Source organism: Nocardiopsis baichengensis YIM 90130 (assembly GCF_000341205.1).
GTDB lineage: Bacteria > Actinomycetota > Actinomycetes > Streptosporangiales > Streptosporangiaceae > Nocardiopsis_A > Nocardiopsis_A halophila.
The window spans coordinates 287,604-313,051 of sequence record NZ_ANAS01000004.1 but is presented as its reverse complement, the minus strand read 5'-3'; the positions used below and the strand labels follow the sequence as shown (position 1 = coordinate 313,051).

The following is a 25,448-nucleotide window of genomic DNA, read 5'->3' as shown; positions in this document are numbered from 1 at the left end:
GCCGTCGGCCAGGGAGCGATGGAGGGAAGGTGCGTGCGGACCCGCGGTACCGCCGTCCCGGGGAGCGTGTGCACCCCGGCTTCGTCGGCTGCGGTGCCGGTCTGTCCCGAGCCCTGGTCGGGGCCCTGTCGCCGGCGGCTCATGGGCTCCCGTCGGCCCCTGTCAGGCCGGCACGGCTACCAGGGCAGCGTCGGCGCGCTGGAGACCAGGTGGGCGGTGAAGCCCGCGTCGACCAGGGCGGCGTAGGCCTCGCGGACCTGCGGCGGGACCTCCACGGGGGCGCTCCATCCCCGTTCGGCGTAGACCGCCAGGCGCTGCAGGTCCCCGACGAGGAACGCGATCAGCTCCTCGGGCCGGTGCTCGTCGTCGGTGTAGCCCTCGTACCCGCCGCCGAAGGCGTTGAACGCCCACGTCACCCCCGGCCAGTGGACGGCGGCCGAGGCCAGGGCCCGGCGGGCCATGTAGGGCTTGGCGGTGGCGACGGCCGTGCGCACACCGATCCCGCGCTCCTGGCACAGCCGGCGTGCACAGGAGAAGTTCTGGCCGGTGTTGGTGGCGCGGTCCTCCAGCAGCACCGCCTCGGGCGGCAGGCCGGAGGCCTCGGCGAAGACCTCGGCCTCGGACCGGGCCCAGCGCCGGTGCCCGTCGCCGCCGCCGGTGCGCCGTCCCCGGTCGCCGGAGAAGACCACGAGGGGTGCGGCGCCGCGGCGCCAGAGCCGGGCCGCGTGGTGGGCGACGCGGACGTCATGGCTTCCCAAGGCGAGGACGATGTCGCCCTTAGGGCCGCCCTGGCCGTCGTCGGTGGCGGGGGCGGTGTGGAAGTCCCACAGGACCCTCGCCCATGCGTGCTCCTGCGCACCGACGGTCGATGTGCGCGCGTTCCCGGCCGCTTCCACAGAGTCCACGCCAGGCACACTAGCGCCGCCGGGCCCGGTGTGCGGCAGGGGAGGGGACGGGGACGGTGTTCCGGCCGTGCGCGCGGCCCGGGAGGGGGGACGTCCCTCCCGGGCCGCTGCCGCTGCGGGCATGCGCGCCGCGTGTTCTGCGGGACGCCATGGAGCGGCCGGCGCTCCGGGGAGGGCGGCGTCCCGCCGTCGGCGGGGTCCGTCCCGCCGCGGCCGTCTCAGTCCACCCCCGGCGCGCGCCGTGACGCAAGGGTTGCGGAGAGTTGCATGCGTGATGGGCATCACATCGCCGCCGGACGGGTCGTCCGCGACGCGAGGGGTGCATGACCTGCGGCTCGGCCGGAATCGCCGACCGGGCGACCGGGTGGTCGGACGGTCGGGCGACGTTCCCGCGGTCCCCTCGGAGGCCGCGGCACTCCCGCGGTGCGGTCGCGCCGGGGCGAGAGAGCCGCGCTGCGGGCCGGGGGACGGTCCCGACCCGCAGCGCGGCCCGTCCTGGGCGGACGCTTCATGAGGTGGTCGATCGGCGCCCCCGAGGGCGGCGCCCGTGCGCGATGCACATGCATCGAACGGACCAGGAATCTAGTGGAAAGAGAGGAATCGGGGCCAGGAGTCACCTTCCGTGAAGAAACCGGAAGGACGGTTTTCTGGGTACGGAGCGTGAGCCGGCGCCGACGCCCGCATGTGAAATGCCCGCTTCGGCCGCGATGTCGGTCACGGGTCGTGGTCGGTCCGGCCGATCACGTAAGCAGAGCCGGAGGGGAATGACCGGATCAGGACAATCTTCCCGGTGAGGGTTTCACGTGTAACGTCGCAGGTCACGGACGTATTGTGTGCACTCCGTAGTCGACGCACGAAATGGGCCCGCCCGCACGAAGAGTCCCGGTTCGCCCCCGCCGTCGTGTGCCGGGGCCGGCGCCGGCTGCTCATCGACTGGGACACCCGCGCCCTGGCGGCCCCCGAGCGCAACCTGTGGTCGGCGGTCCGGGGAAGCGAGGACCTGGAGCGCTAGGCCGATGCGGCGGGTCGGCGCCCCGAACCTGAGGGGCTGGAGCTGTACCGGCTGAGGTGGGACCTGGACGAGGTGGCCGTCTCCGCCGACCGGTTCCGGGCCCCGCACACCCGCACCCCCGATACGGAGACCGCCTGGCGGGGGATCGAGGAGTCGGTGGCGCGCCTGGCGCACTGCGCCCGCCTCCCGGGGCGGTGTCGCGGTCGGTTTGGTCCGTCGCGCAGGGGGTACCCGGAAATGGACGGAGACCGAGGTCACTCTGGGCCGGGAGGGCCAATCGGGTTCCGGGCGGGATGATTCGGTGCCAGTGGCCGGGCCGATGTGCGGTAGTGGCACTCGGTGGCTGCCGATTGGCACCTTCCGGGCGCCTTCACCCCCGCCCGGCTGCACCCTGCCGGGGCGCGGAGGCCGACTCCGCGAAGTACGGGTCCGGGCCGGTCGCCACGGGTATGCTGGGCACATGTCTGCACCGCTGCCGGATTGGGTCATTCCGCCGCACGAGGGGTTTTCGGCGGACGAGTTCTTGCAGATGTCCCAACTTCCGCCGCATACGGAACTCATCGATGGCAGCCTCATATTCGTGAGTCCGCAGAAGTGGTGGCATATCTGGGTGATCAATCTCCTCGAGGCGGAGCTGGACCGCCAGGCGCCGCAGAGCCTCAGGGCGTGCCGGGAGATGGCCGTCCGCCTGGGAGAGCGCCAAGTCCCTGAACTGGACGTGGTCGTCGTCGGGAGCGGCGTGTTCGAGCGGGAGTCTCCGGACACCTATTTCTACGCAGCCGATGTCACGATGGCGGTCGAGGTCGTCTCCCCCGAGTCGGCTCTCCGTGACAAGGCGAGCAAGCCGCGCATATATGCCGAGGCGGGGATCCCCCACTTCTGGAGGGTCGAGAACGAGGACGGGCGCCCCGTCGCCTATACCTACCGACTGGACTCGGAGCTCCAGCAGTACGCCCTCACGGGCATCCACCACGGACGGTTCAAACTCGGCGATCCTTTCCCCCTCGACATCGACCTCGACCAGTACAAGCGGCGCGGCGCTGGACGGGGTGCCTGACGGCGAGTCGGGGACGGCGGTGTGCTCTGGCCGGGCCCGCCCTCACGCATCACAGGCCAGCGGGCCGCCCGTGTAGGCCAGGGCGTCGGTGAACGCGGCGACCATGTCCATCTCCCGGCCCGCGGCGTCGGCGTAGGCCCGGTGCAGGTTCAGCACGATCCGCTCGGCGTCCGGCCAGGACGCGAACGCGCCCAGGTCGGCCCCGCGCGCCGCCTCCAGGGGGCCGACGCCGGCCCTGCGCCCCGCCGCCGCCGTCTCGGCGACGAACGCGTAGTACCGGTCGTGCTCGTCGAGCGAGCGCTCGATCCCGGCGCCCTCCAGCAGCGCCCCGTGCCCCGGGACCAGGTGGTCGGCGCCGAACCCGGCCACCCACTCCAGCGACCGGCGCGCCCCCTCCAGCGACCCCACCCGGCCACCCACTCCAGCGACCGGCGCGCCCCCTCCAGCGACCCCATGAACACCAGCGGCGTCACCCGGTTGAACACCAGGTCCCCCGCGTAGAGCACGCCCTGCTCGGGCAGCCACACCACCGCGTCCCCGGGGGTGTGCGCGGTGTGTCCCGGGTGGCGGACCTCGGCCCGCACCCCGCCCAGGTGCAGGGTCAGGGCCTCGCGGAACGTCAGCCCCGGCGGCCGGCGCACCGCGTCGGACCAGTCGGGCATCGGCTCCCAGACGCGCGGCACGTCGTCGAAGAACGGGTCCTGCACCATGCCCTCGCGCGCCTTCTCCTGGGCGGCGATCAGCGTGTCGGCCGGGAGCAGGTGGTTGCCGTAGGTGTGGTCCCCGTGCTGGTGGGTGTTGACCGCCACCCGCACCGGCGCGCCGCCGGTCGCCTCGGCCGCGGCCGCCAGGAAGCGGCGGGTGCGCTCGGAGGAGACGCAGGTGTCCACCACCATGGCCTGCGCACCGTCCCCGGCCGTGACCAGGCCGGCGTTGTTGACCCACCAGCCCCCCTCGGGCTGGACCCAGGCGTAGGCCCCGGGCACGATCTCCACCAGCGACGCGTCGGCGACTCCCATGCGCCCACCACTCCGATCCGCTCGGCCTCGGCTCCGGGGCGGAGCCTACCCCCGCCCGCATCCGGAGGGCGGGGGACAAGGAGCAGGACCCCGGGCGGGTCAGGGCGCCGCGGGCTCCGGGGTGAAGCGCACCGGCAGGCTCAACGGCCCCCGCATGATGCCCTGGGGGATGCGGGGCGGCTCCGCCCCGGGGTCCACCGAGGCCATGTCCGGGAGGCGGTCGAGCACCTGGCGCAGGCCGATCACGGCCTCGGCGCGGGCCAGCGGCGCCCCCAGGCAATAGTGGATCCCGTGCCCGAAGCTCAGGTGGCGCGCGTCCTTGCGGGCCACGTCCGCCTCGGCGCCGTCGGCGTCCATGTTGGCCGAGCCCAGGGCCACCAGCACCGCATCGCCCTTGGCAACGCGCCGCCCGCCCAGCTCCATGTCCTGCGCGGCGAAGCGCGCGGGCGTCAGCTCCACCGGCGCCTCGGTGCGCAGGAACTCCTCGACCGCGCCCGGCAGCAGCTCGGGCTCGGCGCGCAGCCGGTCGGCCTGGTCGGGGCGGCGCAGCAGCACCGCCAGGGCGTTGCCCAGCAGGTTGACCGTGGTCTCGTGCCCGGCGATGACCAGCAGCACGGCGGTGCCCAGCAGTTCCTCGTCCGACAGGCGCCCGTCCTCTTCGTCGTGGACCGCGATGAGCGAGCTGAGCATCGCCTCGTCGGGGGTGCGGCGCTTCTCCTCCAGCAGCTCGCCCAGGTAGCGGTTGAGCATGATGCCGCCCTCGACGCGGTCGCCGCCGGTGACGCCCATGGCCCGGTTCGACCAGTCCTGGAACTCCGCCCGCCGCTCCTCGGGGACGCCGAGCAGTTCGGAGATGACGGTCATCGGCAGCGGGCGGGTGAAGTCCTCGACCAGGTCGGCGCTGCCGCGCGGGGCGATGCGGTCCAGCAGGTCCCGGCTGATCTGCTCGATGCGCGGCCTGAGGCGCTCGGTGGCGCGCGGGGTGAACGCCCCCGAGACGAGCTTGCGCAGCCGCGTGTGGTCGGGCGGGTCCGCCATGAGCATGTTCCCGGCGAACCCGGTGCCGGGGCGGTAGACATCGGGCCGGTCCGCGGCGGCCGACGGGTCCTTGAGCAGCTGCGGGTGGTTCAGCGCGCTGCGCGCGAGTTCGTGGCCGACCACGACCCAGCCCCGTGCGCCGTTGGTGAACCGGGCCCGGTGGATGGGGCCGAGCGCGCGCAGCTCGGCGAAGCGTGCGGGGGAGTCGGGTTTGAAGTCCGGGCCGTCGATGAGCAGGGGGTCCCCGTCGACGGTGTTGTCTGGGGCGTGCGCGGTCATCGTCGGCGTTCCTCCTGGCAGGCTGCAGGGGCCGGCGCGGCGGCGCCGGGGAGGGGCTCTGGGGGCCCTACCCCGGTCGCGGCGAGAGCAGCCCGCCAGGGCACGTCCGGATCCGGTCGATCCGGTGGCGGCGCCGTGCACCCCCCTCTCGTAGGGCGCCGTCCCCGCGAGCGACCCCCGCGGAGGGACAGGGAGGAACAGAGCAGTGGGACAGGGCAGCAGGACAAGGGGGAGGGACACGCCTCGTGCGTCGCGGTGGCCCCTCCATGTCGGAGGGGCCGGGTAGCCTTCGCCGTCCCGGTGCCCTCCCGGTCCGGGGGCACGTGCGACGATCGCGATGAAAAGGGGCGGCAGGACGATGTGCGGACGCTACGTCAGCGCGCGGAACGACCACGAGCTGCGCCTGCTGTTCGACGTGGAGCGGCGCGTGGGAGAGTCGCTCGCCCCCTCCTACAACATCGCCCCCACACAGTGGGTGCGCATCGTGCGCGAGGAGCCCGGAGACGGGGCGGCCGTCCGCGAGATGCGCAACGCCCGCTGGGGGCTGCTGCCGGTCTGGGCCAAGGACCGCAGGATGGCCTCGCGGCTGATCAACGCCCGCTCCGAGACCGTCGCCGACAAGCCCGCCTTCCGCGCGGCGGCCGTCCGGCGGCGCTGCGTGCTCCCCGCCGACGGCTACTACGAGTGGCAGCGCACCCCCGGCGGAAAGGTGCCTTACTACCTGCACGGCGCCGAGGAGGAGGCGCTCGCCTTCGCCGGCCTCTACGAGCGGTGGGCCGACCCCGACTTCGGCGGGGACGACCCCGACCGGTGGGTGTGGACCTGCACCATCCTCACCCGGCCTGCCTCCGACACCCTGGGGCGGATCCACGACCGCGCGCCGGTCGTGCTGCCGGCGGACATGGTCGGCGACTGGCTCGATCCGGAGGCCACGGACAAGGACCGGGTGCGGGAGATGCTCGATGCCGTCCCCGAGCCGCACCTGGTGCCGAGGCGCGTGGGGCCTGCCGTCGGGTCGCCGCGCAACAACGACCCGTCCCTGCTGGCGGAGGCCGGCTGAGCGGGCGCCCTGGGGCGGCGCAGGGCGGCGCGGAGGCGCCGAGCCTGGTGACGCGTGACCCGCCGTCCCTGGCGCGGTGGGGGATTCGAACGTTACGGCCCGGGGGTGTACGGCACCGGCCCGGGGAGGCCTCGCCCCGACCCGCATTTCCAACGGCGAAAACGTGCGCCCGAAACCGAATGCGCGGTCCACCCTTCCGGAAGGAACCGGAGGACGCCATCGGGGAATCACCGAGAAAGCGTGCATAATCGGTTCTCCGACCGTCGGAATGCAGCCGTAGGGAGGCGGGGACATGCGTCCGCGATTCCGCGATGACGTCCGGTGCGTGCCCTCGGACGACGGCGTCTACCTCCATGCCGGCCACGGGGCCTGCCGGGTGAAAGGAGGCCGTGCCGCAGAGTCGCTGCGGCGCCTCATCCCCCGCCTGACGGGGGAGCGGACCCTGGAGGAGCTCACCGCCGGGCTCGACGGGGCCCAGGGCGTCCAGGCACGCGGCCTGGTCGGCAGCCTCGTCGAGGCGGGGTTCGTGGTCGACGCCCAGGACGACGATCCGCACGGCCTCTCCAGGGAGGAGCTGGAGACCTACAGCGCCGAGATCGCGTTCGTGCGCTACCGCCTCGCCTCGGCCGAGCGGAGGTTCGAGCGTCTGAGACAGGCGCGCATCGCCCTGCGCGGTTCCGGCCCGGTGGCCGAAGCACTGCTGCACGCCGGCTTGCAAAGCGGATGGCGCAACGTTCAGGTCCACGCCCCGGAGGGAGAGGTGCGGGCGCTCAAGGCGGCGGCCGACCGGGCCCTGCGTGACGCGCGGCAGTCGGTCTCCTTCGCACCCCCTGACGCGGCACCGGCCGCCCCCGACGTCGTACTGGACGTCTCCACCGACCGGAACGAGCTGCTCGCCGCCGCCCGAGCCCTCATCGGGACCGGCACCGAGGTCGGGCAGGCCCTGATCGATGAGGCGGCCGAAGAGGCCTGGCTGGTTCCGGTCGGCCCGGCCGAGGAGGCCGGGGCGCGCCGGATGCCGACGGGCGCGCCGCCGCCCACCGGGCGGTCCCCGGTGTCCGCCCTGCTCACCGGTGCGGTGCCCGGCATGCTCGGTTCCCGGCTGGCGCTGTCCTGCTTCTCCCGGCTGACGGGCCTGGCGGTGGAGGGGGAGGCGCCCACCAGGGTCGACCTTCGCACCCTGGACGCGCGAATGCAGCCGGTCGCCCGGGAACGCCCGGCCGAGCCGGCGGCGCACGCCCCCGGCGAAGGGGCCCCGCCCCAGCCGCCGCCGGTGAGCGCCGACACGCCCGACGGCGCGACCTGTCCCCCGGACGGGGACGCCCCCGGTCCGGCGGTGACGGACACGGACACGAACACCGCCCCTGCCCCTGCGGCTCCCGAAAGCGTGATCGCCGACTACCTGGACCGGACCCGGGACGGAGGGCCGCCCCCGCCGGACGGCGGGCCGGAGCCGCCCGCGGGGCCCGGCCACCCGGCCGCGCCGCGGACCCCGCCGCTCACCGGGCCCTACGGGCGCCTCATGCGGGACCTGCTCGGGGTCGTGCGCTGCGACTGGATGCACGCAGCGCACGGGGCGCCGTTCACCGTGGACGCCCGACCGGCGCCGTCGGGCGGGGGCACGTACCCGATCGGCGCCTACTGCGCGGGACCGGGGCTCCTCGGCCGGTACGCCCCCGCCCACCACGCCCTGGAGATCCTGGCCGAGGGCGACCACCGGGGCGCGGTCGCCGATGCGCTGGCGGTTCCCCGCCACCCGCGGGCGGACGCCTACGTGCTGCTGGTCGCCGACTTCTGGAGGCAGGGGCACAGGTACGGCGACTTCGCCTACAGGCTGCAGTGCCAGGAGACCGGGGCCCTGGCGGCGCAGGCCCAGGCCGCCGCGCGCCGCGAAGGCATGCGGGTGCGCCTGCACCTCCGGTTCGCCGACGCGGTCCTGGCGGAGGCGGTCGGCCTGGACACGGGGGCCGAGGGGGTGCTGGCCGTTCTTGAGGTCGCCGGCGGGCCGCGGGCGGGCCGCTTCGGGGAGCCGGACCGGTCGGCGCCGCCGACGGACGTGCCCGGCGGCCCGCCCAGGCGGCCGCCCGGCTCGGCGCCCCCGGCCGCCACGGTGCTTCCGGCGCTGGCCGCGCTGCACACCGCGTCGGCACGAGCGTGCCCGGCACCGCGCGGGCCCGAACCGGAGGCCGCGCCCGCAGGCGGCGCCCGCCCCCTCGTCGCGCTCCCCGACGCCGAACCGCCCGCCCTGCACCGGGGGTTCGCCGCCCGGCGCTCGGCGCCCGACGGGTACCGGCCGGCGCCGGTCGCCGTCGGCGACCTGGCACGGATCCTCGCGGCGACCCGGGCGCCCGGGCCGCACGACCTCCCCGGAACAGAAGAGGGGCCGTCCACGCTCGCCCTCTTCCTCGTGGTCTTCGACGCCGTCGACCTGGCGGCGGGCTGCTACCGGTACCTGGGCGGGCACAGCGCGCTCGAACGCGTGGGCGGCCCGGAGGAGGCGGCGGCGGTCCGGCTGGGCCCCTGGCACCCCGACACCCGCTCCGCGCTCTACGGCGCCTCCGCCGCCCTCGTCCCGGCGGGGGACCCACGGGACGACCGCGGAGCGGGGGCCCGCTGGTACCGCTTCCAACAGGTCGAGGCGGGGGCGGCCCTGCACCGTGCGGCGCTGGCCTCCGCGGCCCTCGGACTCGCCTCCCGCATCCATTCCGACGGGGCCTGCCCCGCGGCGGCGACGGCACTCGGGCAGGCAGGAACGGGGCGGGAGCCCCTCGCGCTCCTGGCCGTCGGCGCCCCGTCCCGGAACGCACCGTCCCTCAGCCGGCGCCTGCCCCGGCGGGCCGATCGGTGAGAAGCGGCCGTGCCCGGTAGGCGCCAGGCGCGGTGCTGCTCGCGTCCCCGGTGCGCACCGATGGTGGTGAGATCACCACCCCAGGCCGCCGATAGTGGCGATACCACCACTCTCGATGCCCGGCTGCCGCCTGGTGCGCCCGGTATGCCTGGAACGCGAAAAGGGAGGGGTCCTTCCAAGGCCAAGGCGGCAGGCCACCCGGCGGCCGACCGGCGCCACCGGGCAACCGCCCCGCTTACTCGTCGCCGCCCATCCCCTGCGCCGAAGAGCGCCGCCGCCCGGCATGCCGGTTTCGCCACCCCCGCGGCGCCACCGGAGCGGTCCGCCCGGCGCCACAGAGTCTTGGAAAAGCCCAGTGACCGGTGTATTCGGATGTCCGTCCGGGGTCGCGGCGCCCGGTCCCCTCCCACCTGGCCTCACTTCAGGTGGCGGGCGAAGAACCGGTTCGCGGCCTCCCCCTCGAACCACGGGACGCCGGCGTGCCCGCCCATGTTGGCGTGCAGCGTCTTCTCCCGGGAGCCGAAGGCGTCGAACACCTCCAGGGCCGACCGCCGGTCGTTCCCCTCGTCGTCCCACTGCAGCAGGACCTGCAGCGGAACGGTGACCTTCCGCGCCTCCTCGAACATGGAGCGGGGAACGAAGCTCCCGGCGAACAGCAGGGCGGCCGAGATGCGCGGCTCGACCACCGCCAGCCGGATGCCGATGGAGATCACCCCTCCCGAGTACCCGACCGGGCCGCCGATCCCGGGCAGCGCCAGGAGGGCGTCCAGGGCGGCCCGCCATTCCGGGACCGCCTGCTCGACCACGGGGAGGACGAGCCGGTCGACGATCTCGTCGGACGGCCTGCCGACCTGCAGTGCCCGGCGCAGGTCGGCGCGGGCCCCGTCCACGGCGACGGAGCGGGGCCGCTCCCCGCTCCAGGGGAGCTCGATGGCGGCCGCGGCGAAGCCCTCCGCCGCGGCGTCCCGTGCCCGGGCCACCAGCCGGGGGTACATCGTGTGCAGGCCGCCGGGGTGGCCGAGCAGGATCAGCGGGGCCGGGGCGGACGCGGATCCGGGCGTCCACAGGATGCCGGGGATGTCACCGAGGGCGAATCCGCGCTCGAGGATGCCGTCGTCGAGGCGCTGTTCGGAAGTGAAGCGCATGGTCGTGCCTTTCGGGAGTGCTCATGAACGGCGCTCCCGGACGACCTACCGCCCGACCGTGACCCCTGAGGGGAGCACCCATGTCGAAACGTTCACGGGTACCACCTCCTCGGTCTCACGCACGGCCTCCGGAACGGTAGCAAGGGCGGCCGGGGCCCGCCAACAGGTTCTCGCAGGGCTCTCGGGACCGCCGCGAGAGTGCTCACGCTGAGGCGGAAGGTCGGCGGAACCGCACGGACGCGGCCTGAACGGTGCTTCGACCGTGCGCTCAGCGGCCCGCACACACCCAGGGCCGCGCGGCAGGGCACGATCCCTCCCGCACGGCCCCAGAGCAGTGCTCGTGTCAGCGGCCCTGGCCGCGAGCGCTTCAGCGGGTCCGGTCCGCCCCCTGTGCGGCGGCCGCGGGGACCTGCTCGGCGGCCCCTTCGGCGACCTTCTCGCCGGCGTCGCGGCCCGCGCCCCCGGGGCGCTGCGACCGCCGGTCCAGCAGTCCCGACGCCAGGGCCAGCCCCAGGCCGACCACGGCCAGGCCCGCACCGAGCAGGTTGGGCGCGGTGTAGCCGTACCCGGCGGCGATCACGAGGCCGCCCAGCCAGGCCCCGGCCGCGTTGGCGATGTTCAGCGCCGCGTGGTTGAGCGCCGCCGCCAGCGTGGGCGCGTCCGAGGCGGCGTTCATCAGCCGCATCTGCAGCGAGGGGATCAGCGCGCTCCCGGCGAAGCCGAGCAGGAACACCACCGCGACCGCGGGCACCTTGTAGGAGGCCACCGCGTGCATCAGCAGCAGCACGGCGGCGATCCCGGCCATGCAGGCGTACATCGTCGGCATCAGCGCCCGGTCCGCCGCCCGGCCGCCGACCAGGTTGCCGGCCGTCATGCCGACCCCGTACACGGCCAGGATCAGGGTGACCGCCCCCGGGCCGAACCCGGCGACGTCGGTCATCATCGGCGAGATGTAGCTGTAGGAGGCGAACATGCCGCCGAAGCCGACCGCGCCCACGGCCAGCGCCAGCCAGACCTGTCCGCGCTTGAGGGCTCCGAGCTCGGCCCGGACCGAGGTGCCCGGGTGCGGCTTCTGGGAGGGCACCCACGCGGCCAGCGCCAGCAGCGTCACCACGCCCACGACCGCGACCAGCAGGTAGGTGGCGCGCCACCCGAAGGCGTGCGAGACCGCGGTGCCCAGGGGGACGCCCACGATGTTGGCCACGGTCAGCCCGGCGATCATCAGCGACACGGCCTGCGCGCGCTTGGTGACCGGCACCAGGGATGCGGCCACGACCGCGCCGACGCCGAAGAACGTCCCGTGCGGCAGGGCGGTCAGGAACCGTGACGCGAGCAGGAACTCGAAGTTCGGGGCCGCGGCGGAGGCGAGGTTGCCCAGGGTGAACGCCCCCATCAGGGCCAGCAGCAGGTGCTTGCGGTCCACCCGCGCCCCTACGGCGGCCAGCAGCGGGGCCCCGATCACGACGCCGAGCGCGTAACCGGAGATCATGTACCCGGCCGTGGGGATGGAGACGCCGTAGGATTCGGCGACTTCGGGCAGGATTCCCATCGCCACGAACTCGGTCGTGCCGATGCCGAAGCCTCCCAGAGCCAGAGCGAGCAGTGCGATGGGCAAAGCGCTCCCTTTCGCGGATCGACGGCGGGGGAGGCGCCGGGCGCCCCCAGGTGACATCCCGAGCCAACACGTTCACGCCGGGCGAACTTTCCGATTCGCCGCCTCAGGCCGTGTGAGTGTTGTCGCGTCCAGGGCCGATCTGTGTCACATAGGGCTTCTGGGGGCGCCCTGTACTGGCCTTTTATAGGTCAGCCGACGCAGCAGGGCCTCCGCGGGGCGCGGGGGCGCGCCGCCGAGGGGCGGGGGCGCAGTCGGTGGGGCCGTCGCCGACCGGGCCCGTCGGTTCGGTCGGAGCGGACATGGGGCAGACGCTGGGGAGCCGGGCCCGGCGGACGCATCGCACGGCGGACCCCTGCATGCCCGTGTCGGCCGAAAGCCACAGGGGCCCACCCCCGGCGCTGGGGAACCGAACACCGCTCGGTAGGCTCGGTGCGCCCTCCAAGAACCCGTCGGCGCCCGGGAGGCGCGGGAAAGGCGGCCCCATGAGCAGCAGCGTGACCCAGGAGATCGACCCGGTGTTCGCCCGGAAGGCGTGGGCGGCGCTGGAGCCCTACCACAGCGGCGTCTACTTCTCCCCGGAGGCGCAGCAGAAGTACCAGGAGCTGGGCGCCGACCCGCAGCACTCCTACTTCGCCGCGCGCGCGGCGCCGATGGGGCCGGTGCCGGCCGAGGTGGTCGTCTCGACCTTCTACAACTTCTGCCCCGACCTGGTCCGCCGGGCGGTGCCGGCCGTGTGGGAGGCCGCCTCCCCGCAGGACTACGTGCAGGCGCGGCTGAGCGGCATGGACGCCTCGCTGAGGCGGATCCTGGGCGACCGCGTGGACGGCCCCGAGATGCGCAGGGCGGCCGAGCTGGCCCGCACCGCCGCCGAGGCGGCGGCGGACATGCCCGAGGGGCGGCCGCTGTTCGCCGCGCACGCGGCCCTGCCCTGGCCGGAGGAGCCCCACCTGGTGCTGTGGCACGCCCAGACCCTGCTGCGCGAGTTCCGGGGCGACGGGCACATCGCCCTGCTGGTGGCCGGCGGGCGGAGCGGGCTGGAGGCCGTGGTCCTCCACGCCGCCACGGGGAGCGTGATGCTGAAGTTCCTGCGGGCGAGCCGCGCCTGGCCCGACGCGGAATGGGACGCCGCCGTGGAGCGCCTGCGGGCCGAAGGACTCGTGAGCGAGGACGGCGGCCTCGCCCTGACCGACAAGGGCGCCGAGCACCGGGCCGAACTCGAGGCCGCCACCGACCGGCTCTCGGCGGCGCCCTACGCCGCCCTGGGAGAGGAGGGCTGCAAGGAGCTGCGCACCCTTGGCAAGCCCCTGGGCAAGGAGGTGGGCGCCGACCTGCTGCCCTGGATGCGGCCTGCGGAGTAGGCGTCCGAAGGCGCCCTACTCGTCGGTCCCTCGCCTCTTTTTCAGCCGCTGCCGAGGTCGGCGAAGGGGCGAGGGGCCGCGGTTCTCGAGGTCGGCCCGGCCGGCCCCGGTGAGCTGACCCGCCGGGCGCCGGGACTGGCGACGCCCTTCCTCTCAAGGCTCCCTCCGGCTGACGGCGCGGGCCGGAACAGGCCGGGCGTAGAAGCGGTTGGGAGGAAGGGAGCGGCAGGCCGGGCGGAAGGGGCGGGCGTGGAGCACGGCGCGGACATCGACGTGGCGGTGGTCGGCGGGGGTCAGGCGGGCCTGGCGGTCGGCTACCACCTGCGGCGCACCGGGCTGGAGTACCTGATCCTCGACGACGCTCCCGCGCCGGGCGGGGCCTGGCCCTTGTACTGGGACTCGCTGCGCCTGTTCTCCCCGGCCGAGCACAGCCCGCTGCCGGGATGGTGGATGCCCGAGCAGCCGGGGGAGCCCTTCCCCACGGCCGGCCACGTGGCCGACTACTTCGCCGCCTATGAGGATCGCTACGCCCTGCCCGTCCGGCGCCCGGTGCGGGTCCGTGAGGTCCGTCCCCAGGGCGCGCGCCTGGCGGTGCGGGCCCGGACCGCCGAAGGCCCGCGGGAGTGGCGGGCCCGGGCGGTGGTCAGCGCGACCGGCACCTGGTCACGGCCCCACACCCCCGCCCTCCCCGGCCGGGGGCGGTTCGGAGGGCTCCAGCTCCATGCGGCCGACTACCGCAGACCGGAGGCGTTCGCCGGCATGCGGGTGGCGGTGGTCGGCGGCGGCAATTCGGCGGCGCAGATCCTCGCCGAGCTCTCCGGGGTCGCCGAGACCCTGTGGGCCGCCCGCCGCGAGCCGCGACTGATGCCCGACGACGTGGACGGGCGTGTGCTGTTCGACGTGGCCACCCGCGCGGCCGCGGCCCGTCGGGAGGGCGTGCGCGGCGACGGGGCCGCCGGCCTCGGCGACATCGTCATGGTGCCCCCGGTCCGCGAGGCGCGGGACCGGGGCGTGCTCAAGGCCCACCCGATGTTCGAACGCCTGACCGCCAAGGGGCCGGTGTGGTCCGACGGCCAGGAGTGGGAGTGCGACGCGATCCTATGGTGCACGGGCTTCCGCCCCGCCCTGGAGCACCTCGCGCCGATGGTCGGGCCGGGCGCCGACGGCACCGTCCCGACCGAGGGGACGCGCTCGTCGGCCGACCCGCGGCTGCACCTGGTCGGCTACGGCGACTGGACCGGCCCGGCCTCGGCCACCATCATCGGCGCCGGAATGGCGGCCAAGACGGCGGTGAAGGAGATCAAGGCCCTGCTGCAGGAGTGAGGCGAGGAGAGGCCGGGCGCTGACGCGCCGGTGCAGCCCCGCAGAGGGGGCCTGCCAGCGCTCTCGGTGCTCCCCCTGCCAGGCGTTTCGGGGGGCTGGGCGTCGCCGTGCCCTTGGTGGGGAGACCGATGTCGCTTGGACGATCGAAGGGGTACGGGGAATCCGGCACGGTCGGGGCACAGCGTTCTTCCCGGCCCGCCGGGCGGCCCCTGTGAGCCGCCCGGCGCTTCCCGAGGGGATCAGGCGTCGAGTTCCACGCGTTCGAACAGGGCGGTCAGCCCCAGGCCGCCCGCGATGCCCAGCATCGCCAGGCCCTGCTCCCCAGGACGCGTCTCCGGGTCCCGGACCAGGGCGCTGTACAGGCGCGTCACCAGGATGGCCCCCGACGCCCCGAAGGGGTGCCCCAAGGCGATCGCCCCTCCGTCGAGGTTGACCGACTCCTCATCGACGCCCAGCTGGTCCAGGCTGGCCAGCACCTGGGCGGCGAAGGCCTCGTTGAACTCGATCCTCGGCCCGCGCACGTCCAGCCCCGGCTGCCGCCCGACCAGCCTGCGGGTGGACTCCACCGGCCCGATCCCCAGCAGGTTCGGGTCTACCCCCGCCGCGGCCGCGTCGACGAACCCCAGGGCCGAGCGCGCCCCCAGGGCGCGGGCCCGCGCCGCGCTCGTGACCAGCATCGCGCTCGCCCCGTCGTTCAGCGGGCACGAGTTGCCCGCCGTGACCGTCCCGTCCTCGGCGAACACCGGGCGCAGCGACGCCAGGGCCTCGGCCGAGGTGTCCGGGCGCGGGCACTCGTCGCGCCCGACCGGCCCGCCCCGCGTAGGAACCGCAACGGTCTCGGCGTCGAACCGCCCCTCCGCCGCCGCGGCCACCGCCCGGCGGTGGCTGCGCAGCGCGAAGGCGTCCTGGCGCTCGCGGCCCACCCCGTAGGCGCGCGCGACGTTCTCCGCGGCCTCGCCCATCTCCGGGTCGCCGACCTCCTCAGGGGCGAACCGCGCACGCGCATAGAACCGCGGCGTCCCGGTGAGCCGCGTCGGGCGCTCGGCCCGCCAGGGCGCGGTGCTCGTGCTCTCCACCCCTCCGGCCAGGTAGGCCTGCCCGGCCCCGGCCGCGACCAGGCGAGCCGCCTGCACGACCGCCTCCAGCCCGGACCCGCACTGGCGGTCCACGGTCACCCCGGGGACCCCCAGCGGCAGGCCGGCGGTGAGCGCCGCCAGACGGGCGACGTTGCCCCCGCCGCCCGCGGCATTGCCCACCACCACGTCGTCGACCTCGGCCGCAGGCGCACCCGCCTCCTCCAGTACCGCGCGCAGCACCGGCACCAGAAGGTCCTCGGCGCGCACCCGGGCCAGCGCACCGCCGGCGCGCCCCACCGGGGTGCGCAGGGCGGCCAGCACCACCGGGCGGCGGTCCTCAGGCGGCGGGGACGGGGACGAGCCGGGCGTCACCATGGGCGATCCAATCCTCCAGAGCGGTGCGGGACACCTTCCCGCTGCGGGTCAGCGGCCACTCGCGCGCCGCCCACAGGCGGCGCGGGACCTTGTGCCGGGGCAGCAGGGCGGCGCACTCGGCGCGCAGCCGGGCCCGGGTCAGGCCGGCGGTGCCGGGGCCGGAGACCACGGCCGCCAGCACCTGCCCCAGGTAGGCGTCGGGAAGCCCGAGCACCACGGCCTCCTCCAGCCCCTCCAGCCGGGTCAGCGCCTCCTCGACCTCGCCGGGGTGGACGTTGAGCCCGCCGGTGATCACCATGCCGCCCGAGCGCCCGGCCAGGTACAGCTCCCCGTCCTCCGAGAGCCGCCCCAGGTCGCCGACCGTGGCCCACTCCCCGTCCGTCCGAAAGCCCGACCCGCCGCCCGCGTCGCGTCCCTCCTGGGCGTCGTCGTCCCAGAGGTAGCCGGAGGAGGCCAGCGGCCCGCGTACGAAGACCGTGCCCGTCTCGCCGGCCGGGAGGGGCGCGCCGTCCTCGCCGCGCACCTGCACCTCCACCCCGGGGAACGGGCGGCCCACGGCACCGGGCTCGGCCGCCGAGGGGTCGGTGCCGGGCGGCGTGTGGCGCACGGTGACGAAGCTCAGCTCCGAGGCGCCGTAGTACTCGCGAACGTGCGCGCGCGGGAACAGGGCCATGGCGCGACGCGACGTGGACGGGTCGAGCCGGGCGCCGCTGCTGACGACGTCCTCCACGTCGGGGAAGGCGTCGGGCAGGGCGTCGGCCCGCCCTGTGTTCCCGGCCCGGGTGTCGGCCCCGGTGCTGTCGGCGAGCCCGCGCAGCATCGTCGGCACCACCACCAGCCGCGTGGCACGGTGCCCAACCAGCGCGCTCCGGGCCCGGACGGCGTCGAACCGGGGGAGGGTGATGCAGCACGCCCCCTCATAGAGGGCCTCGGTCAGGGCGTACAGCCCCAGCCCGTGGGACAGCGGGCCGGGGACGAGCGTGCGGTCCCCGGCGCGTGCGCCGAACACCTCGCCCCCGTGGCGCAGGCTCGCCCGCCACGAGCCGCGTGTGCGGTGGAAGGCCTTGGGCGGTCCCGAGGTCCCCGAGGTGAACCCGACCAGGAAAGGCGACTCGTCCGGGCCCGGAGTCAGCTCCTCCTCGGGGGAGGCCCCCAGGGCCTCCTCCAGGCGCGGGTCGCGCTCCTGGCCGCCGCCGTCGACCAGCACCGGCAGGCCCAGGTCCCGGGCCGCCTCGGCGATGGGGGTTCCCCGGCCTGCCGCCACCAGGTCCGGGCCCAGACGGCGCAGAACCTCTTCGGCCTGCACGCGCGGCCAGGACGGGTCGAGGACGGCGCACCGCCCCCGGCCCGCGATCGCTCCGGAGTACAGCTCGGCGAAGACGGGGGAGTTCCCGGTCCCCAAGGCCAGCAGGCCGTCGCCGCGCCCAGAGGCCGCGCGCAGCACCACGGCCACGGCGGCGGCCCTGCGCGCAAGCTCGCCGTACCCGATGCGGTCTTCGCCGAGCACGAAGGCCGACCGCTCAGGCTGCCTGCGGGCGTGCTCCAGGATGCGCGCGCTCAGCGGCACGGTCCCTCCTCCACGGCGTCACGGCCTCTCGGGCTGCTGGGGCTCCGGGTGTTCGGCGGCCCGGCGGGCTCACTTCAGCTCCATGCTGTAAGAGCGGGCCACACCGTGCGCCACCAGGGTCGCGGCCACCGCCTTGATCAGGTCCCCCGGGACGAACACCATGCCGCCCGCCGCTGCCTCGCGCAGTGCCAGGCCGCTGCTCACCGACAGCCACGGGATCCCCAGCGCGTACACCACGGCGATCCCGCCGACCACGCAGGCGGCCAGCACCGCACCGGCCTTGGCCCACCCGCGGGTCAGGCGCCGGGCCCAGTACTTGACCATCAGCCCGGTCACCAGCGCCCCGGGGATCCACCCCACCAGGTAGCCGCCGGTGGGCCCGGCGAACACGCCCAGGCCGCCCCGGCCCCCCGCCAGCACCGGCAGGCCGACCGCGGTCAGCAGCACCACCAGGCCGCAGGCCAGCGCGCCCCGGACCGGCCCGAGCACCGCGCCCGCCAGCATCACCCCCAGGGTCTGCAGCGTGATGGGCACCGGCACGATGCCGATGGTGATCGGCGGGACCAGCCCCAGCGCGACGATGATGGCGGCGAACAGGGCGACCAGTACGACGTCCCGGGTGGTGATCCCGCGGTCCTGGGGGCGGTTCACGTGGGGTTCTCCTCGGTGCGGGCGCCGCCCTCCGGGCGGCGCGGTGGCGGGTAGCAGCGTGCGTCGATCGCGTCGGCCACGTCGTCGGCGGCCTTGAGCGTGCGCACGATCAGGGGGACGAGCAGGGCGACGGGGCTTGCCTTGAGGCCGCGTGCGGCCTGGGCCTCGCGGATCTCCTGGAAGCGGCGGAAGACCTCCGGGACGAACCGCAGCACCAGCGACACGCCCAGGCTGATCCGCTCGGGGTTCGCCACCCCGATGCGGGCCAGGGGGGCGGTCAGGCGCTCGAAGAACTCCAGGAGGTCGGCCGGGCGGGTGGTCAGGGTCACCGCCAGGGCCAGCAGGATCAGCGCCGCGAGCCGCAGCAGCATGGCCACCGCGGTCTGGGGCCCCTGGAACAGCGACGTGGCGGCGAAGAGCACCGCCAGCATCACCCCTACCGGCAGCAGCCGCGCCCGCAGCGCGGCCAGCGGCGCCCGCACCGACAGCACCAGGCCCGCCGCCACCGCCGCGGCCGCGCCCAGCACCGCCGGGTGCGACAGCAGGAACAGGCCGATTCCGGCGGCGAAGAGCACCGCGAACTTCACCCCGGCCGGCAGCCGGTGCAGCGGCGTGTCCCCCGGCACGTACAGCGTGGTGTTCACGAGCAGTGCTCCCGGTACCAGGCCACCGCCTCGGCGGGCCCCCCGTCGAAGGCGATCCCGCCCTCGTGCACCACCAGCACCCGGTCGTAGCCGGCCACCAGCTCCAGGTCGTGGGTGACCACCACGGCCGCCTGCTCCATGGCCGCCACCGCGTCGCGCAGCCGGTTGCGGTTCTTCAGGTCCAGCAGCGTGGTGGGCTCGTCGAAGACCACCGTGCGCGGGCGCATCACCATCACCGAGGCCAGCGCCACCAGCTGCTTCTCCCCGCCGCTGAGCAGGTGGCTCTGCCGCTCGGCCAGGTGGGAGATGCCGAACTCCTCCAGGGCCCGGGCGATGCGCCCGGGGATCTCCTTCTTGGGCAGGCCCAGGTTCTTCAGCCCGAAGGCCATGTCCTCGGAGACGATGGGGAAGACGATCTGGTTGTCGGGGTTCTGGAACACGAACCCGACCCGCGAGCGCACCCGGCGGCCCTCGGTGCGGGTGTCGAGCCCGTCCACGAGGACCTGCCCCTCGTCGGGGACCACCAGCCCGTTGAGCAGCCGTGCCAGGGTGCTCTTGCCCGAGCCGTTCTGCCCGATGACGCCGATGCGCCGCTCGGTCAGGCGCAGGTCGAGCCCGCCGAGCACCGGGCGCCCGTCGTAGCCCACGCCGACCCCGCGCAATTCGATCACCGGTGCTTCGGGCCGCACGCCGGTCTGCCCGGCCGAGGGCGCCGGGCCGGGGGCGGGGCCGGTGGCCGAGGTCATGCCCGCCCCTCCGCGCCGCCGGACCCGGGGGACCCATCGGACCCGCCGGAGGCCTGGGGCCCCGCGGCCTCGCGCAGGGCGGCGGCGGTCGGCTCCGGCACCGGGACCGGGCGGCCCGTGGCCGGGTCGACGCACACCCACACCACCTGGGCGCGGGCGGCGGCCGCGCCCTCGGGGGCGCCCTCGTTGCGGGCGACCACCGCGAAGGTCAGGCTGGTGCGCCCGATGCGCTCCACCCGGGCCGCGATCTCGGCGGGCTCTCCGAAGCGCAGCGGCCGCTCGTAGACCACCTCGACCTTCTTGACGTGGTAGGCCGCCGCCGAAGAGGCGGGGTCGAACAGCCCGCTCAGGCCGGCCTCGCGCAGGAACTCGTTGACCGCGTCCTCGGCGTAGGCGACGTACCGGCCGTTGTGCATGTTGCCGTGCATGTCGACGTCGGAGAAGGGGACGCGTAGGCGCATGGGCTGCTTCCTCGGGGCGGGCGCCCGCGCGGGGCGCCGTCGTCGTGGTCCTCGCCCCGCCGTGTGCAGAGGCGGGGCCACCTCTTGTGTACCCGATCGGCCTTCGGCGTCGTTACGTTGGGTCCCGACAACGAACGGCGAGGGGAGAGGATCACGTGCGCAGAGCCGTCGTCACCCGCTTCGGCCCGGCCGACGAGGCGGTCGGGGTGGAGGACTACACCCCCCGCCCGCCGGGGGAGGGGGAGGTGCAGGTGCGCATGGCGGCGGCCGCGGTCAACCCCTCGGACCTGGTCACCATCGCCGGCGCCTACCCCTCGCGCACGCCCCTGCCGCACATCCCCGGGTTCGAGGGCGTGGGGCGCGTGTGCGCCGTGGGACCGGGGGTGCGGGACCTGCGGGAGGGGGAGCGGGTGCTGCCCATCGGCGGCCCCGGCGCCTGGCAGCAGGTCAAGACCGCCGAGGCCCGGTGGTGCTTTCGCACCCTGCCCGAGTTGACCGACGAGCAGGCGGCCCTGGCCTACATCAACCCGCTGACCGCGGTGCGCATGGTGCAGGCCTACGCCCAGGGCTCCCCCCGGCCCGCGGTCGCGGTGAACGCGGCCGCCTCGGCGATCGGGGGGATGCTGGGGCGCCTGCTGCACGGGCGCGGCGTCCGGCCGGTGGCGCTGGTGCGGGGGGACGCCGCCCGGCCCGCGGTGTCGGGGCCGGAGTGGGCCGCGGCGGTGAGCACGGACCGGCCCGGCTGGGAGCACGACCTGGAGCGGCTGACCGGAGGCGGGCCCGACCTGGCCTACGACGCGGTCGGGGGCGACGCGGGGGCGCGCCTGGCCCGGACGCTGCGCCCGGGCGGGCGGCTGGTGCACTACGGGCTGCTGTCGGGGCTGCCGCTGCCAGGGGACCTGGCCCGCAGCAGGCCCGATGTGCGCATCGTGCTCTTCCGGCTGCGCGACTGGGTGCACGCCGCCCCGCGCGCGCAGGTGCAGGAGGCGCTGTACGAGGCCGGGCGGCTGGTCCTGGACGGCACGGCCGCCTCCACGGTGCAGGCCGCCTACCCCTTGGACCGGGTGCGCGAGGCGGTCGTGGCCGCCCAGGAGCGCGGAGGAAGGGGCAAGGTGCTGCTGCTCCCCTGACGCGCTCCCACGGGCCCGCCGCCGTCACGGGGCGGTGCGGGTGCGCTCCCGGGCCAGGTCGCGGGCGAGGTGGGAGGGGCGCAGCCGCCGCGAACGCCGCAGGCGGGCCAGGTCCGCCCGTGTGTCGTGGGAGAGCTGCAGGTGGAAGTAGTTCACCTGCTCGAGGATCGCGAACAGCCACAGCGCCGCGCCCGGCCACGCGTGCGTCCAGGGAGCGCCCGAGCCCAGGCCCAGGCCGACCACGACGGCGCCGGCGGCCAGCAGGACGGGGTTGGCGACGCGGAGCACGCGGAAGAAGGGCAGTCCGGCGGTGCGGGGGCGGCCGGCGAGGAGGCCGCGGTACTTGAGCCACCAGTAGGCGCCGCCCTCGATCAGGATGAGCAGGACGAGGCCGAGGCCGGTGAGGTTGGCCGGTGAGAGGGGCATCTCCCAGAGCCAGGCCACGGCGGGAAAGATGAGCAGGGCGTTCACCCACTCGAGGACGGCGAGGGTGCGCAGGCGGCGCATGGTCGGTTCGGAGCGCAGGGGCGGCACGGTCAGGGCTTTCTAGAGCAGGGGAGAAGGACGCGCTGCCCGGAGGGGCGCGCCGGCGGCACAGGGCAGTGCTCGCATGTGCTCACCGTGTGGGGTGCGGGGATGGTCCCGGTGGTGGTCGATCATGAGCTTAGGCCCTGGACAGCGCCGGTGGCGCAGCGCGCGCTCGGTCGTCCACCGGGGAGGGGAGTGGGCGCAGTATCGGTCGCGTGTCCCAGAGCGCTGGGGGACGGAGAGCGATGCGCCCTGAGCACTTCAAGAATCTACGCCGTAAAGCCAGTGGTTCTGAGCGGCCTCAGCCTCCCTTCAATAGAGGAGCGGCTACGCCGCACTCACTCCCCTGGGGGCACGAGGGGAAGGTGCGACATACAGGGCCAAAGGTTCGATTGCCTAAGCGCTGGTCTGTGCGAAGAAGTGTGAACTTCGGGGGACGCGCCGGGCGGCGGAACACGGTCCGGGCCCAGGCGGAGGCGGAGGTAGATTTCCCGGCATGCCGATCAACGAGATCCCGGGGTCCGTCGTGGCCTATACCGACGGGGCGTGCAAGGGGAATCCGGGGCCGGGCGGGTGGGGCGTGGTGCTGAGATTCGGCCCCCACGTCAAGGAGCTGTACGGCGCCGAGGGGGAGACCACCAACAACCGCATGGAGCTGATGGCGGCGATCATGGCGCTGGAGAGCCTGACGCGGCCGGTGCCGGTGGTCCTGCACACCGACAGCACCTACGTGCGCAACGGCATCACGCGGTGGGTGCACGGATGGAAGCGCAACGGGTGGCGCACCTCGGCCAAGGAGCCGGTGAAGAACGCCGACCTGTGGCGGAGGCTGGACGAGGCGGCCGGTCGCCTGGAGGTGGAGTGGCGCTGGGTCAAGGGCCATGCGGGCGACGAGGGCAACGAGCGGGCCGACGCACTGGCCTGTCAGGGCAGGGACGAGGCCGCGGGGGTCTGACGCCCGGTCCCGGCCCGTGTCCGGGCACGGGGGCCGGGCCGCATTCCGATGGCAGTGGTCGTGGCCTCCTCGACCCCGTCGCCCGGTCCGGCCGGTTTCCGCGCACCGGCGGTCAGACGGTGAACAGGCCCCAGTACGCGGCCCAGGGCGGCAGGACGGCGGTGCCGGCGAGCAGCGAGCCCAGGCGGATCTTCGCGGGGGTATCGAGGGAGGCGCGTGCACGGTGGCCGCGGATGCCCAGGGTGAGCGCCGCCGCGGCGGCGCCCAGGGTCGCCAGCTGCAGTGCCAGCCACGGCAGCGGGTGCCCGGCGAGGACCGGGCCGGGTGCCGTCCCGGCGCTGGTCGGCGGGCCCGGCGACGATCGCCGAGCCCCTGCGGCGGCGCTGATGGGCCCGGCCCGCCCGCGGGAAGCAGGCCTCATCGGCCGACACCTGGTCCGAGCCGGCCGATGCGGACACCGCACACTGGCCGTGCGAACTGCGGACCGTCGCCGCGCTGCCCGGCGCCGGGCACCACCGACGGCTGGAGCTTGATGGAGGGCCCGCCGCGCGAGTGCCCGAGCGCGTGGCCGGCGGGCTCGGGCCTGGCCGTTACGTGCTGAGGCTCTCGGCCCTGCGGACCCGTCCCTGCCGGACGCTCTGAAGAGCCGGGCGGAAGCGGTCAGGGACCGCCCGTGGAGCGGGCGCGGGGTCCGGAGCGCTGCGGGCGGGCGGCCGGACCCCGCGGTCGAGGGGCGCGTTCAGTCCGCGCGGTGCCGCCGTGCGGCGAGGTCGGCCTGGCCGCCCGCACCCACGGCGTGGGCCCGGGTGGCCGCCCCGGCCGCAAGGCGGTCCTGGAGGCGGCGCAGTTCGCGGGGCCCGAAGGCGGCGACCACCGAGGGCAGGGCCCCGCGTGCGCCCTGCAGGGCGCGCAGCCAGGGCTGGCCGTAGACGTGCGGGGAGCGGCGGGCGATCCCGGCGACGATGCGGTCGGCGGCCGGGGGGAGCGGGTGGGTGAGGTTGAGCGGCCAGGGCAGGCGGGAGCGGAGCTCGCGCAGCGCGGGGTCGTCGTCGGCGCCGCGGACCATGTCGGTGTCGGTCCAGGACAGGTAGGCGATGCCGGTGGTGACGCCGTGCAGCGACTCCTCGGGGCGCAGGCAGTGCATGAAGGCCTCGACGCCGGCCTTGCCGGTGCAGTAGGCGGCCATGAGCGGGGCCGGGGTCAGGGAGGCCAGGGAGGCGACCTGCAGCAGGTGCCCCCGGGAGCGGCGCAGCGCGGGCAGGAAGGCGCGCGCGGTGGCGATGCTGCCCATCAGGTTGACCTCGACGACCCGGTCGAAGGCGTCGGGGTCGGTGTCGCCGAAGGGGCCGCCGGTGGCGATGCCGGCGTTGGCCACGGCGATGTCGATGCGGCCGTAGTGGTCCTCGATGGCGCGGGCGGTCTCGGCGAGGGCCGCGCGGTCGGTGACGTCGGCCTCCCAGTGGGCGGCGTCGGGGCCGCATTCGGCGGCGACGGCCTTGAGCTCGTCGGGTTCGAGGCCGACCAGGGCCACGCGGACGCCCTGGTCGGCCAGCTTGCGGGCGAGGAGGGCGCCGAGGCCGCGTGCTGCGCCGGTGATCACGGCGGTGCGGCCGGCCAGGCCGGGGTGGGTGCGGGTCATGCTCCGGCCTCCTGGGTCTTCTTCTTGGCCTTGGGCTTGGCCGCGCCGTTGGCGGCGGGGGCGGGCAGGTGGGCCGCTGCCATGTCGGTGAGCAGGGCGGCGATGCGGTCGGGGGCCTCCAGGGGGGTCATGTGGGCGGTTTGGGGGATCTCGGTGAAGGTGCGGCAGTCGGCCAGCATGCGCCGGGTGCGGTGGGCGTGGGGGAGGGGGATGAGGCGGTCGCGGGTGCCGTGGACGACGGCGGTGGGCATGTCCAGGGCGCGCAGGGCCTCGTCGAGGTCGAGGGTGCCCAGGACGTGTCCCCAGCGGGCGCGGGCGGCGGGGTGGCAGGCGTGGACGAGGCGGGCGGTGAAGTCGGTCATGCGGCGGTCGGCGCCGGGGGCGGTGGTGATGTAGCGGACGGCGGCGCGGGTGAGCGGTGTCTTGGGGCCCAGGGGCAGGGGGGCGCCCAGGGCGGCGCGGTGGAGGGCGGCGCGGGCGGCGCTGCCGGAGGCGGCCAGGGGCAGGACGGTGGAGGTGTGGGGCAGGCGGCTGCTGCCGGTGCTGATGAGGGCGACGGCGGCGGCGCGCTCGCGCAGGGCGGGGCGGCGGGAGGCGGCCATGAGGGTCATGCCGCCCATGCTGTGGCCGGCCAGGACGGCGGGGGTGCCGGCGGGGACGGTGGCCTGCAGGACGGCGCACAGGTCGTCGGCCAGGGCGGTGGTGGAGTAGCCGGCGGCGGTGGCGGGGCGGGCGCTGGAGCCGTGGCCGCGCTGGTCGTACATGACGATGCGCAGGTGGCGGGGGAGGCGGTTGACGACGGGGGCCCAGAAGGCGGTGGCGCAGGTCCAGCCGTGGGCCAGGACGAGGACGGGGCCGTCGTCGGGGCCGGTGGTCTCCACGTTGAGGAGGGTGCCGTCGGCGGATTCGACGGTGCGGTGCTGCCGTTGGGGGGTCATGTCGGCTCCTCGGTGGCGTCCGCGGGGGCGGGACGGGGGTCGGGGTGCACGGGTTGTTACCGACGGGTCGGTCGGTATG

Annotated in this window: 22 protein-coding genes; 7 read left to right on the top strand and 15 right to left on the bottom strand. The window is 75.4% G+C overall.

The features are described 5' to 3' along the window. Positions 1–176: 176 nt before the first annotated feature. Positions 177–905 (bottom strand): YdcF family protein, encoded by a 729-nt coding sequence (locus C892_RS0102740; RefSeq protein ID WP_239647238.1) that lies wholly within the window; start codon positions 903–905, stop codon positions 177–179. Positions 906–2,377: 1,472 nt separating this feature from the next. Here C892_RS0102740 and C892_RS0102730 point away from each other — a divergent pair. After that, the gene (locus tag C892_RS0102730; RefSeq protein ID WP_017555949.1) at positions 2,378–2,974 is read left to right on the top strand and encodes a Uma2 family endonuclease; all 597 of its coding nucleotides are present in this window, start codon (positions 2,378–2,380) and stop codon (positions 2,972–2,974) included. A 149-nt stretch (positions 2,975–3,123) separates the two neighbouring features. Here the strand turns inward: C892_RS0102730 and C892_RS28450 are convergent, their stop codons facing one another. Both C892_RS28450 and C892_RS0102720 read right to left on the bottom strand, forming a co-directional pair. Then, on the bottom strand, positions 3,124–3,993 hold the full coding sequence (locus tag C892_RS28450) for an MBL fold metallo-hydrolase (RefSeq protein WP_394296665.1): 870 nt from the start codon (positions 3,991–3,993) through the stop codon (positions 3,124–3,126). A gap of 99 nt (positions 3,994–4,092) precedes the next feature. After that, the gene (locus C892_RS0102720; RefSeq protein ID WP_017555948.1) at positions 4,093–5,310 is read right to left on the bottom strand and encodes a cytochrome P450 family protein; all 1,218 of its coding nucleotides are present in this window, start codon (positions 5,308–5,310) and stop codon (positions 4,093–4,095) included. A gap of 358 nt (positions 5,311–5,668) precedes the next feature. Here C892_RS0102720 and C892_RS0102715 point away from each other — a divergent pair, with 358 nt between their 5' ends. Then, positions 5,669–6,370: an SOS response-associated peptidase gene (locus C892_RS0102715; protein WP_017555947.1), complete on the top strand. Its 702-nt coding sequence runs from the start codon at positions 5,669–5,671 to the stop codon at positions 6,368–6,370. Positions 6,371–6,662: 292 nt separating this feature from the next. Further along, positions 6,663–9,218, top strand: coding sequence for a nitroreductase family protein (locus tag C892_RS29880; RefSeq protein WP_152513325.1), 2,556 nt, complete (start codon positions 6,663–6,665; stop codon positions 9,216–9,218). Between the two features lie 416 nt (positions 9,219–9,634). Here the strand turns inward: C892_RS29880 and C892_RS0102705 are convergent, their stop codons facing one another. Beyond that, positions 9,635–10,363 (bottom strand): hypothetical protein, encoded by a 729-nt coding sequence (locus tag C892_RS0102705; RefSeq protein WP_017555945.1) that lies wholly within the window; start codon positions 10,361–10,363, stop codon positions 9,635–9,637. Between the two features lie 367 nt (positions 10,364–10,730). After that, complete coding sequence (locus C892_RS0102700; protein WP_017537772.1) at positions 10,731–11,978, bottom strand: MFS transporter; 1,248 nt, start codon at positions 11,976–11,978, stop codon at positions 10,731–10,733. A gap of 482 nt (positions 11,979–12,460) precedes the next feature. On the opposite strand from C892_RS0102700, the gene C892_RS0102695 reads away from it, so the two are divergent. Continuing rightward, positions 12,461–13,336 carry an SCO6745 family protein gene (locus tag C892_RS0102695; RefSeq protein WP_017555944.1) on the top strand — a complete coding sequence of 292 codons (876 nt, stop codon included), beginning with the start codon at positions 12,461–12,463 and terminating at the stop codon, positions 13,334–13,336. Positions 13,337–13,585: 249 nt separating this feature from the next. Further along, on the top strand, positions 13,586–14,659 hold the full coding sequence (locus C892_RS0102690) for an ArsO family NAD(P)H-dependent flavin-containing monooxygenase (protein ID WP_017555943.1): 1,074 nt from the start codon (positions 13,586–13,588) through the stop codon (positions 14,657–14,659). Positions 14,660–14,898: 239 nt separating this feature from the next. On the opposite strand, the gene C892_RS0102685 is transcribed toward C892_RS0102690, so the two are convergent. The 6 genes from C892_RS0102685 to C892_RS0102660 form a co-directional block, all read right to left on the bottom strand. Then, entirely contained in the window at positions 14,899–16,110 is a 1,212-nt protein-coding gene (locus tag C892_RS0102685; RefSeq protein WP_026124120.1) for a thiolase family protein, read from the bottom strand. Continuing rightward, positions 16,073–17,677, bottom strand: coding sequence for an AMP-binding protein (locus C892_RS0102680; RefSeq protein WP_017555942.1), 1,605 nt, complete (start codon positions 17,675–17,677; stop codon positions 16,073–16,075). Before C892_RS0102680 ends, C892_RS0102685 begins: the two co-directional genes overlap by 38 nt. Before the next feature lie 69 nt (positions 17,678–17,746). Further along, complete coding sequence (locus C892_RS0102675; protein WP_017537766.1) at positions 17,747–18,328, bottom strand: biotin transporter BioY; 582 nt, start codon at positions 18,326–18,328, stop codon at positions 17,747–17,749. Continuing rightward, positions 18,325–18,972 (bottom strand): energy-coupling factor transporter transmembrane component T family protein, encoded by a 648-nt coding sequence (locus C892_RS0102670; RefSeq protein WP_017555941.1) that lies wholly within the window; start codon positions 18,970–18,972, stop codon positions 18,325–18,327. The genes C892_RS0102675 and C892_RS0102670 overlap by 4 nt, the downstream gene beginning before the upstream one ends. Next, entirely contained in the window at positions 18,969–19,718 is a 750-nt protein-coding gene (locus C892_RS0102665) for an energy-coupling factor ABC transporter ATP-binding protein (RefSeq protein WP_017555940.1), read from the bottom strand. Before C892_RS0102665 ends, C892_RS0102670 begins: the two co-directional genes overlap by 4 nt. Continuing rightward, a complete protein-coding gene (locus C892_RS0102660; protein ID WP_017555939.1) occupies positions 19,715–20,179 on the bottom strand; it encodes an acyl-CoA thioesterase in 465 nt (154 codons plus the stop codon). Before C892_RS0102660 ends, C892_RS0102665 begins: the two co-directional genes overlap by 4 nt. Before the next feature lie 155 nt (positions 20,180–20,334). On the opposite strand from C892_RS0102660, the gene C892_RS0102655 reads away from it, so the two are divergent. Continuing rightward, entirely contained in the window at positions 20,335–21,309 is a 975-nt protein-coding gene (locus C892_RS0102655) for a zinc-dependent alcohol dehydrogenase family protein (protein WP_017555938.1), read from the top strand. Positions 21,310–21,333: 24 nt separating this feature from the next. On the opposite strand, the gene C892_RS0102650 is transcribed toward C892_RS0102655, so the two are convergent. Continuing rightward, positions 21,334–21,843, bottom strand: coding sequence for a hypothetical protein (locus C892_RS0102650; protein WP_239647237.1), 510 nt, complete (start codon positions 21,841–21,843; stop codon positions 21,334–21,336). Positions 21,844–22,333: 490 nt separating this feature from the next. On the opposite strand from C892_RS0102650, the gene rnhA reads away from it, so the two are divergent. Next, positions 22,334–22,792: a ribonuclease HI gene (gene rnhA / locus C892_RS0102645; protein ID WP_017537760.1), complete on the top strand. Its 459-nt coding sequence runs from the start codon at positions 22,334–22,336 to the stop codon at positions 22,790–22,792. 112 nt (positions 22,793–22,904) lie between these two features. Here rnhA and C892_RS0102640 read toward each other — a convergent pair whose 3' ends face one another. From C892_RS0102640 to C892_RS0102630, 3 genes are all read right to left on the bottom strand, one after another. Further along, positions 22,905–23,213, bottom strand: coding sequence for a hypothetical protein (locus tag C892_RS0102640; protein WP_017555936.1), 309 nt, complete (start codon positions 23,211–23,213; stop codon positions 22,905–22,907). Between the two features lie 318 nt (positions 23,214–23,531). Next, a complete protein-coding gene (locus C892_RS0102635) occupies positions 23,532–24,431 on the bottom strand; it encodes an SDR family oxidoreductase (protein WP_017537759.1) in 900 nt (299 codons plus the stop codon). Continuing rightward, positions 24,428–25,369, bottom strand: coding sequence for an alpha/beta fold hydrolase (locus C892_RS0102630; protein ID WP_017555935.1), 942 nt, complete (start codon positions 25,367–25,369; stop codon positions 24,428–24,430). Before C892_RS0102630 ends, C892_RS0102635 begins: the two co-directional genes overlap by 4 nt. Positions 25,370–25,448: the final 79 nt, after the last annotated feature.

Bases quoted from the DNA above. Each gene is read 5' to 3' on its own strand.
- C892_RS28450 (WP_394296665.1), bottom strand. From the start codon at position 3,993: ATGGGAGTCGCCGACGCGTCGCTGGTGGAGATCGTGCCCGGGGCCTAC.
- rnhA (WP_017537760.1), top strand. From the start codon at position 22,334: ATGCCGATCAACGAGATCCCGGGGTCCGTCGTGGCCTATACCGACGGG.
- C892_RS0102660 (WP_017555939.1), bottom strand. From the start codon at position 20,179: ATGCGCCTACGCGTCCCCTTCTCCGACGTCGACATGCACGGCAACATG.
- C892_RS0102695 (WP_017555944.1), top strand. From the start codon at position 12,461: ATGAGCAGCAGCGTGACCCAGGAGATCGACCCGGTGTTCGCCCGGAAG.
- C892_RS0102720 (WP_017555948.1), bottom strand. From the start codon at position 5,310: ATGACCGCGCACGCCCCAGACAACACCGTCGACGGGGACCCCCTGCTC.
- C892_RS0102635 (WP_017537759.1), bottom strand. From the start codon at position 24,431: ATGACCCGCACCCACCCCGGCCTGGCCGGCCGCACCGCCGTGATCACC.
- C892_RS0102715 (WP_017555947.1), top strand. From the start codon at position 5,669: ATGTGCGGACGCTACGTCAGCGCGCGGAACGACCACGAGCTGCGCCTG.
- C892_RS0102730 (WP_017555949.1), top strand. From the start codon at position 2,378: ATGTCTGCACCGCTGCCGGATTGGGTCATTCCGCCGCACGAGGGGTTT.
- C892_RS0102665 (WP_017555940.1), bottom strand. From the start codon at position 19,718: ATGACCTCGGCCACCGGCCCCGCCCCCGGCCCGGCGCCCTCGGCCGGG.
- C892_RS0102630 (WP_017555935.1), bottom strand. From the start codon at position 25,369: ATGACCCCCCAACGGCAGCACCGCACCGTCGAATCCGCCGACGGCACC.
- C892_RS0102685 (WP_026124120.1), bottom strand. From the start codon at position 16,110: ATGGTGACGCCCGGCTCGTCCCCGTCCCCGCCGCCTGAGGACCGCCGC.
- C892_RS0102640 (WP_017555936.1), bottom strand. From the start codon at position 23,213: ATGAGGCCTGCTTCCCGCGGGCGGGCCGGGCCCATCAGCGCCGCCGCA.
- C892_RS0102705 (WP_017555945.1), bottom strand. From the start codon at position 10,363: ATGCGCTTCACTTCCGAACAGCGCCTCGACGACGGCATCCTCGAGCGC.
- C892_RS29880 (WP_152513325.1), top strand. From the start codon at position 6,663: ATGCGTCCGCGATTCCGCGATGACGTCCGGTGCGTGCCCTCGGACGAC.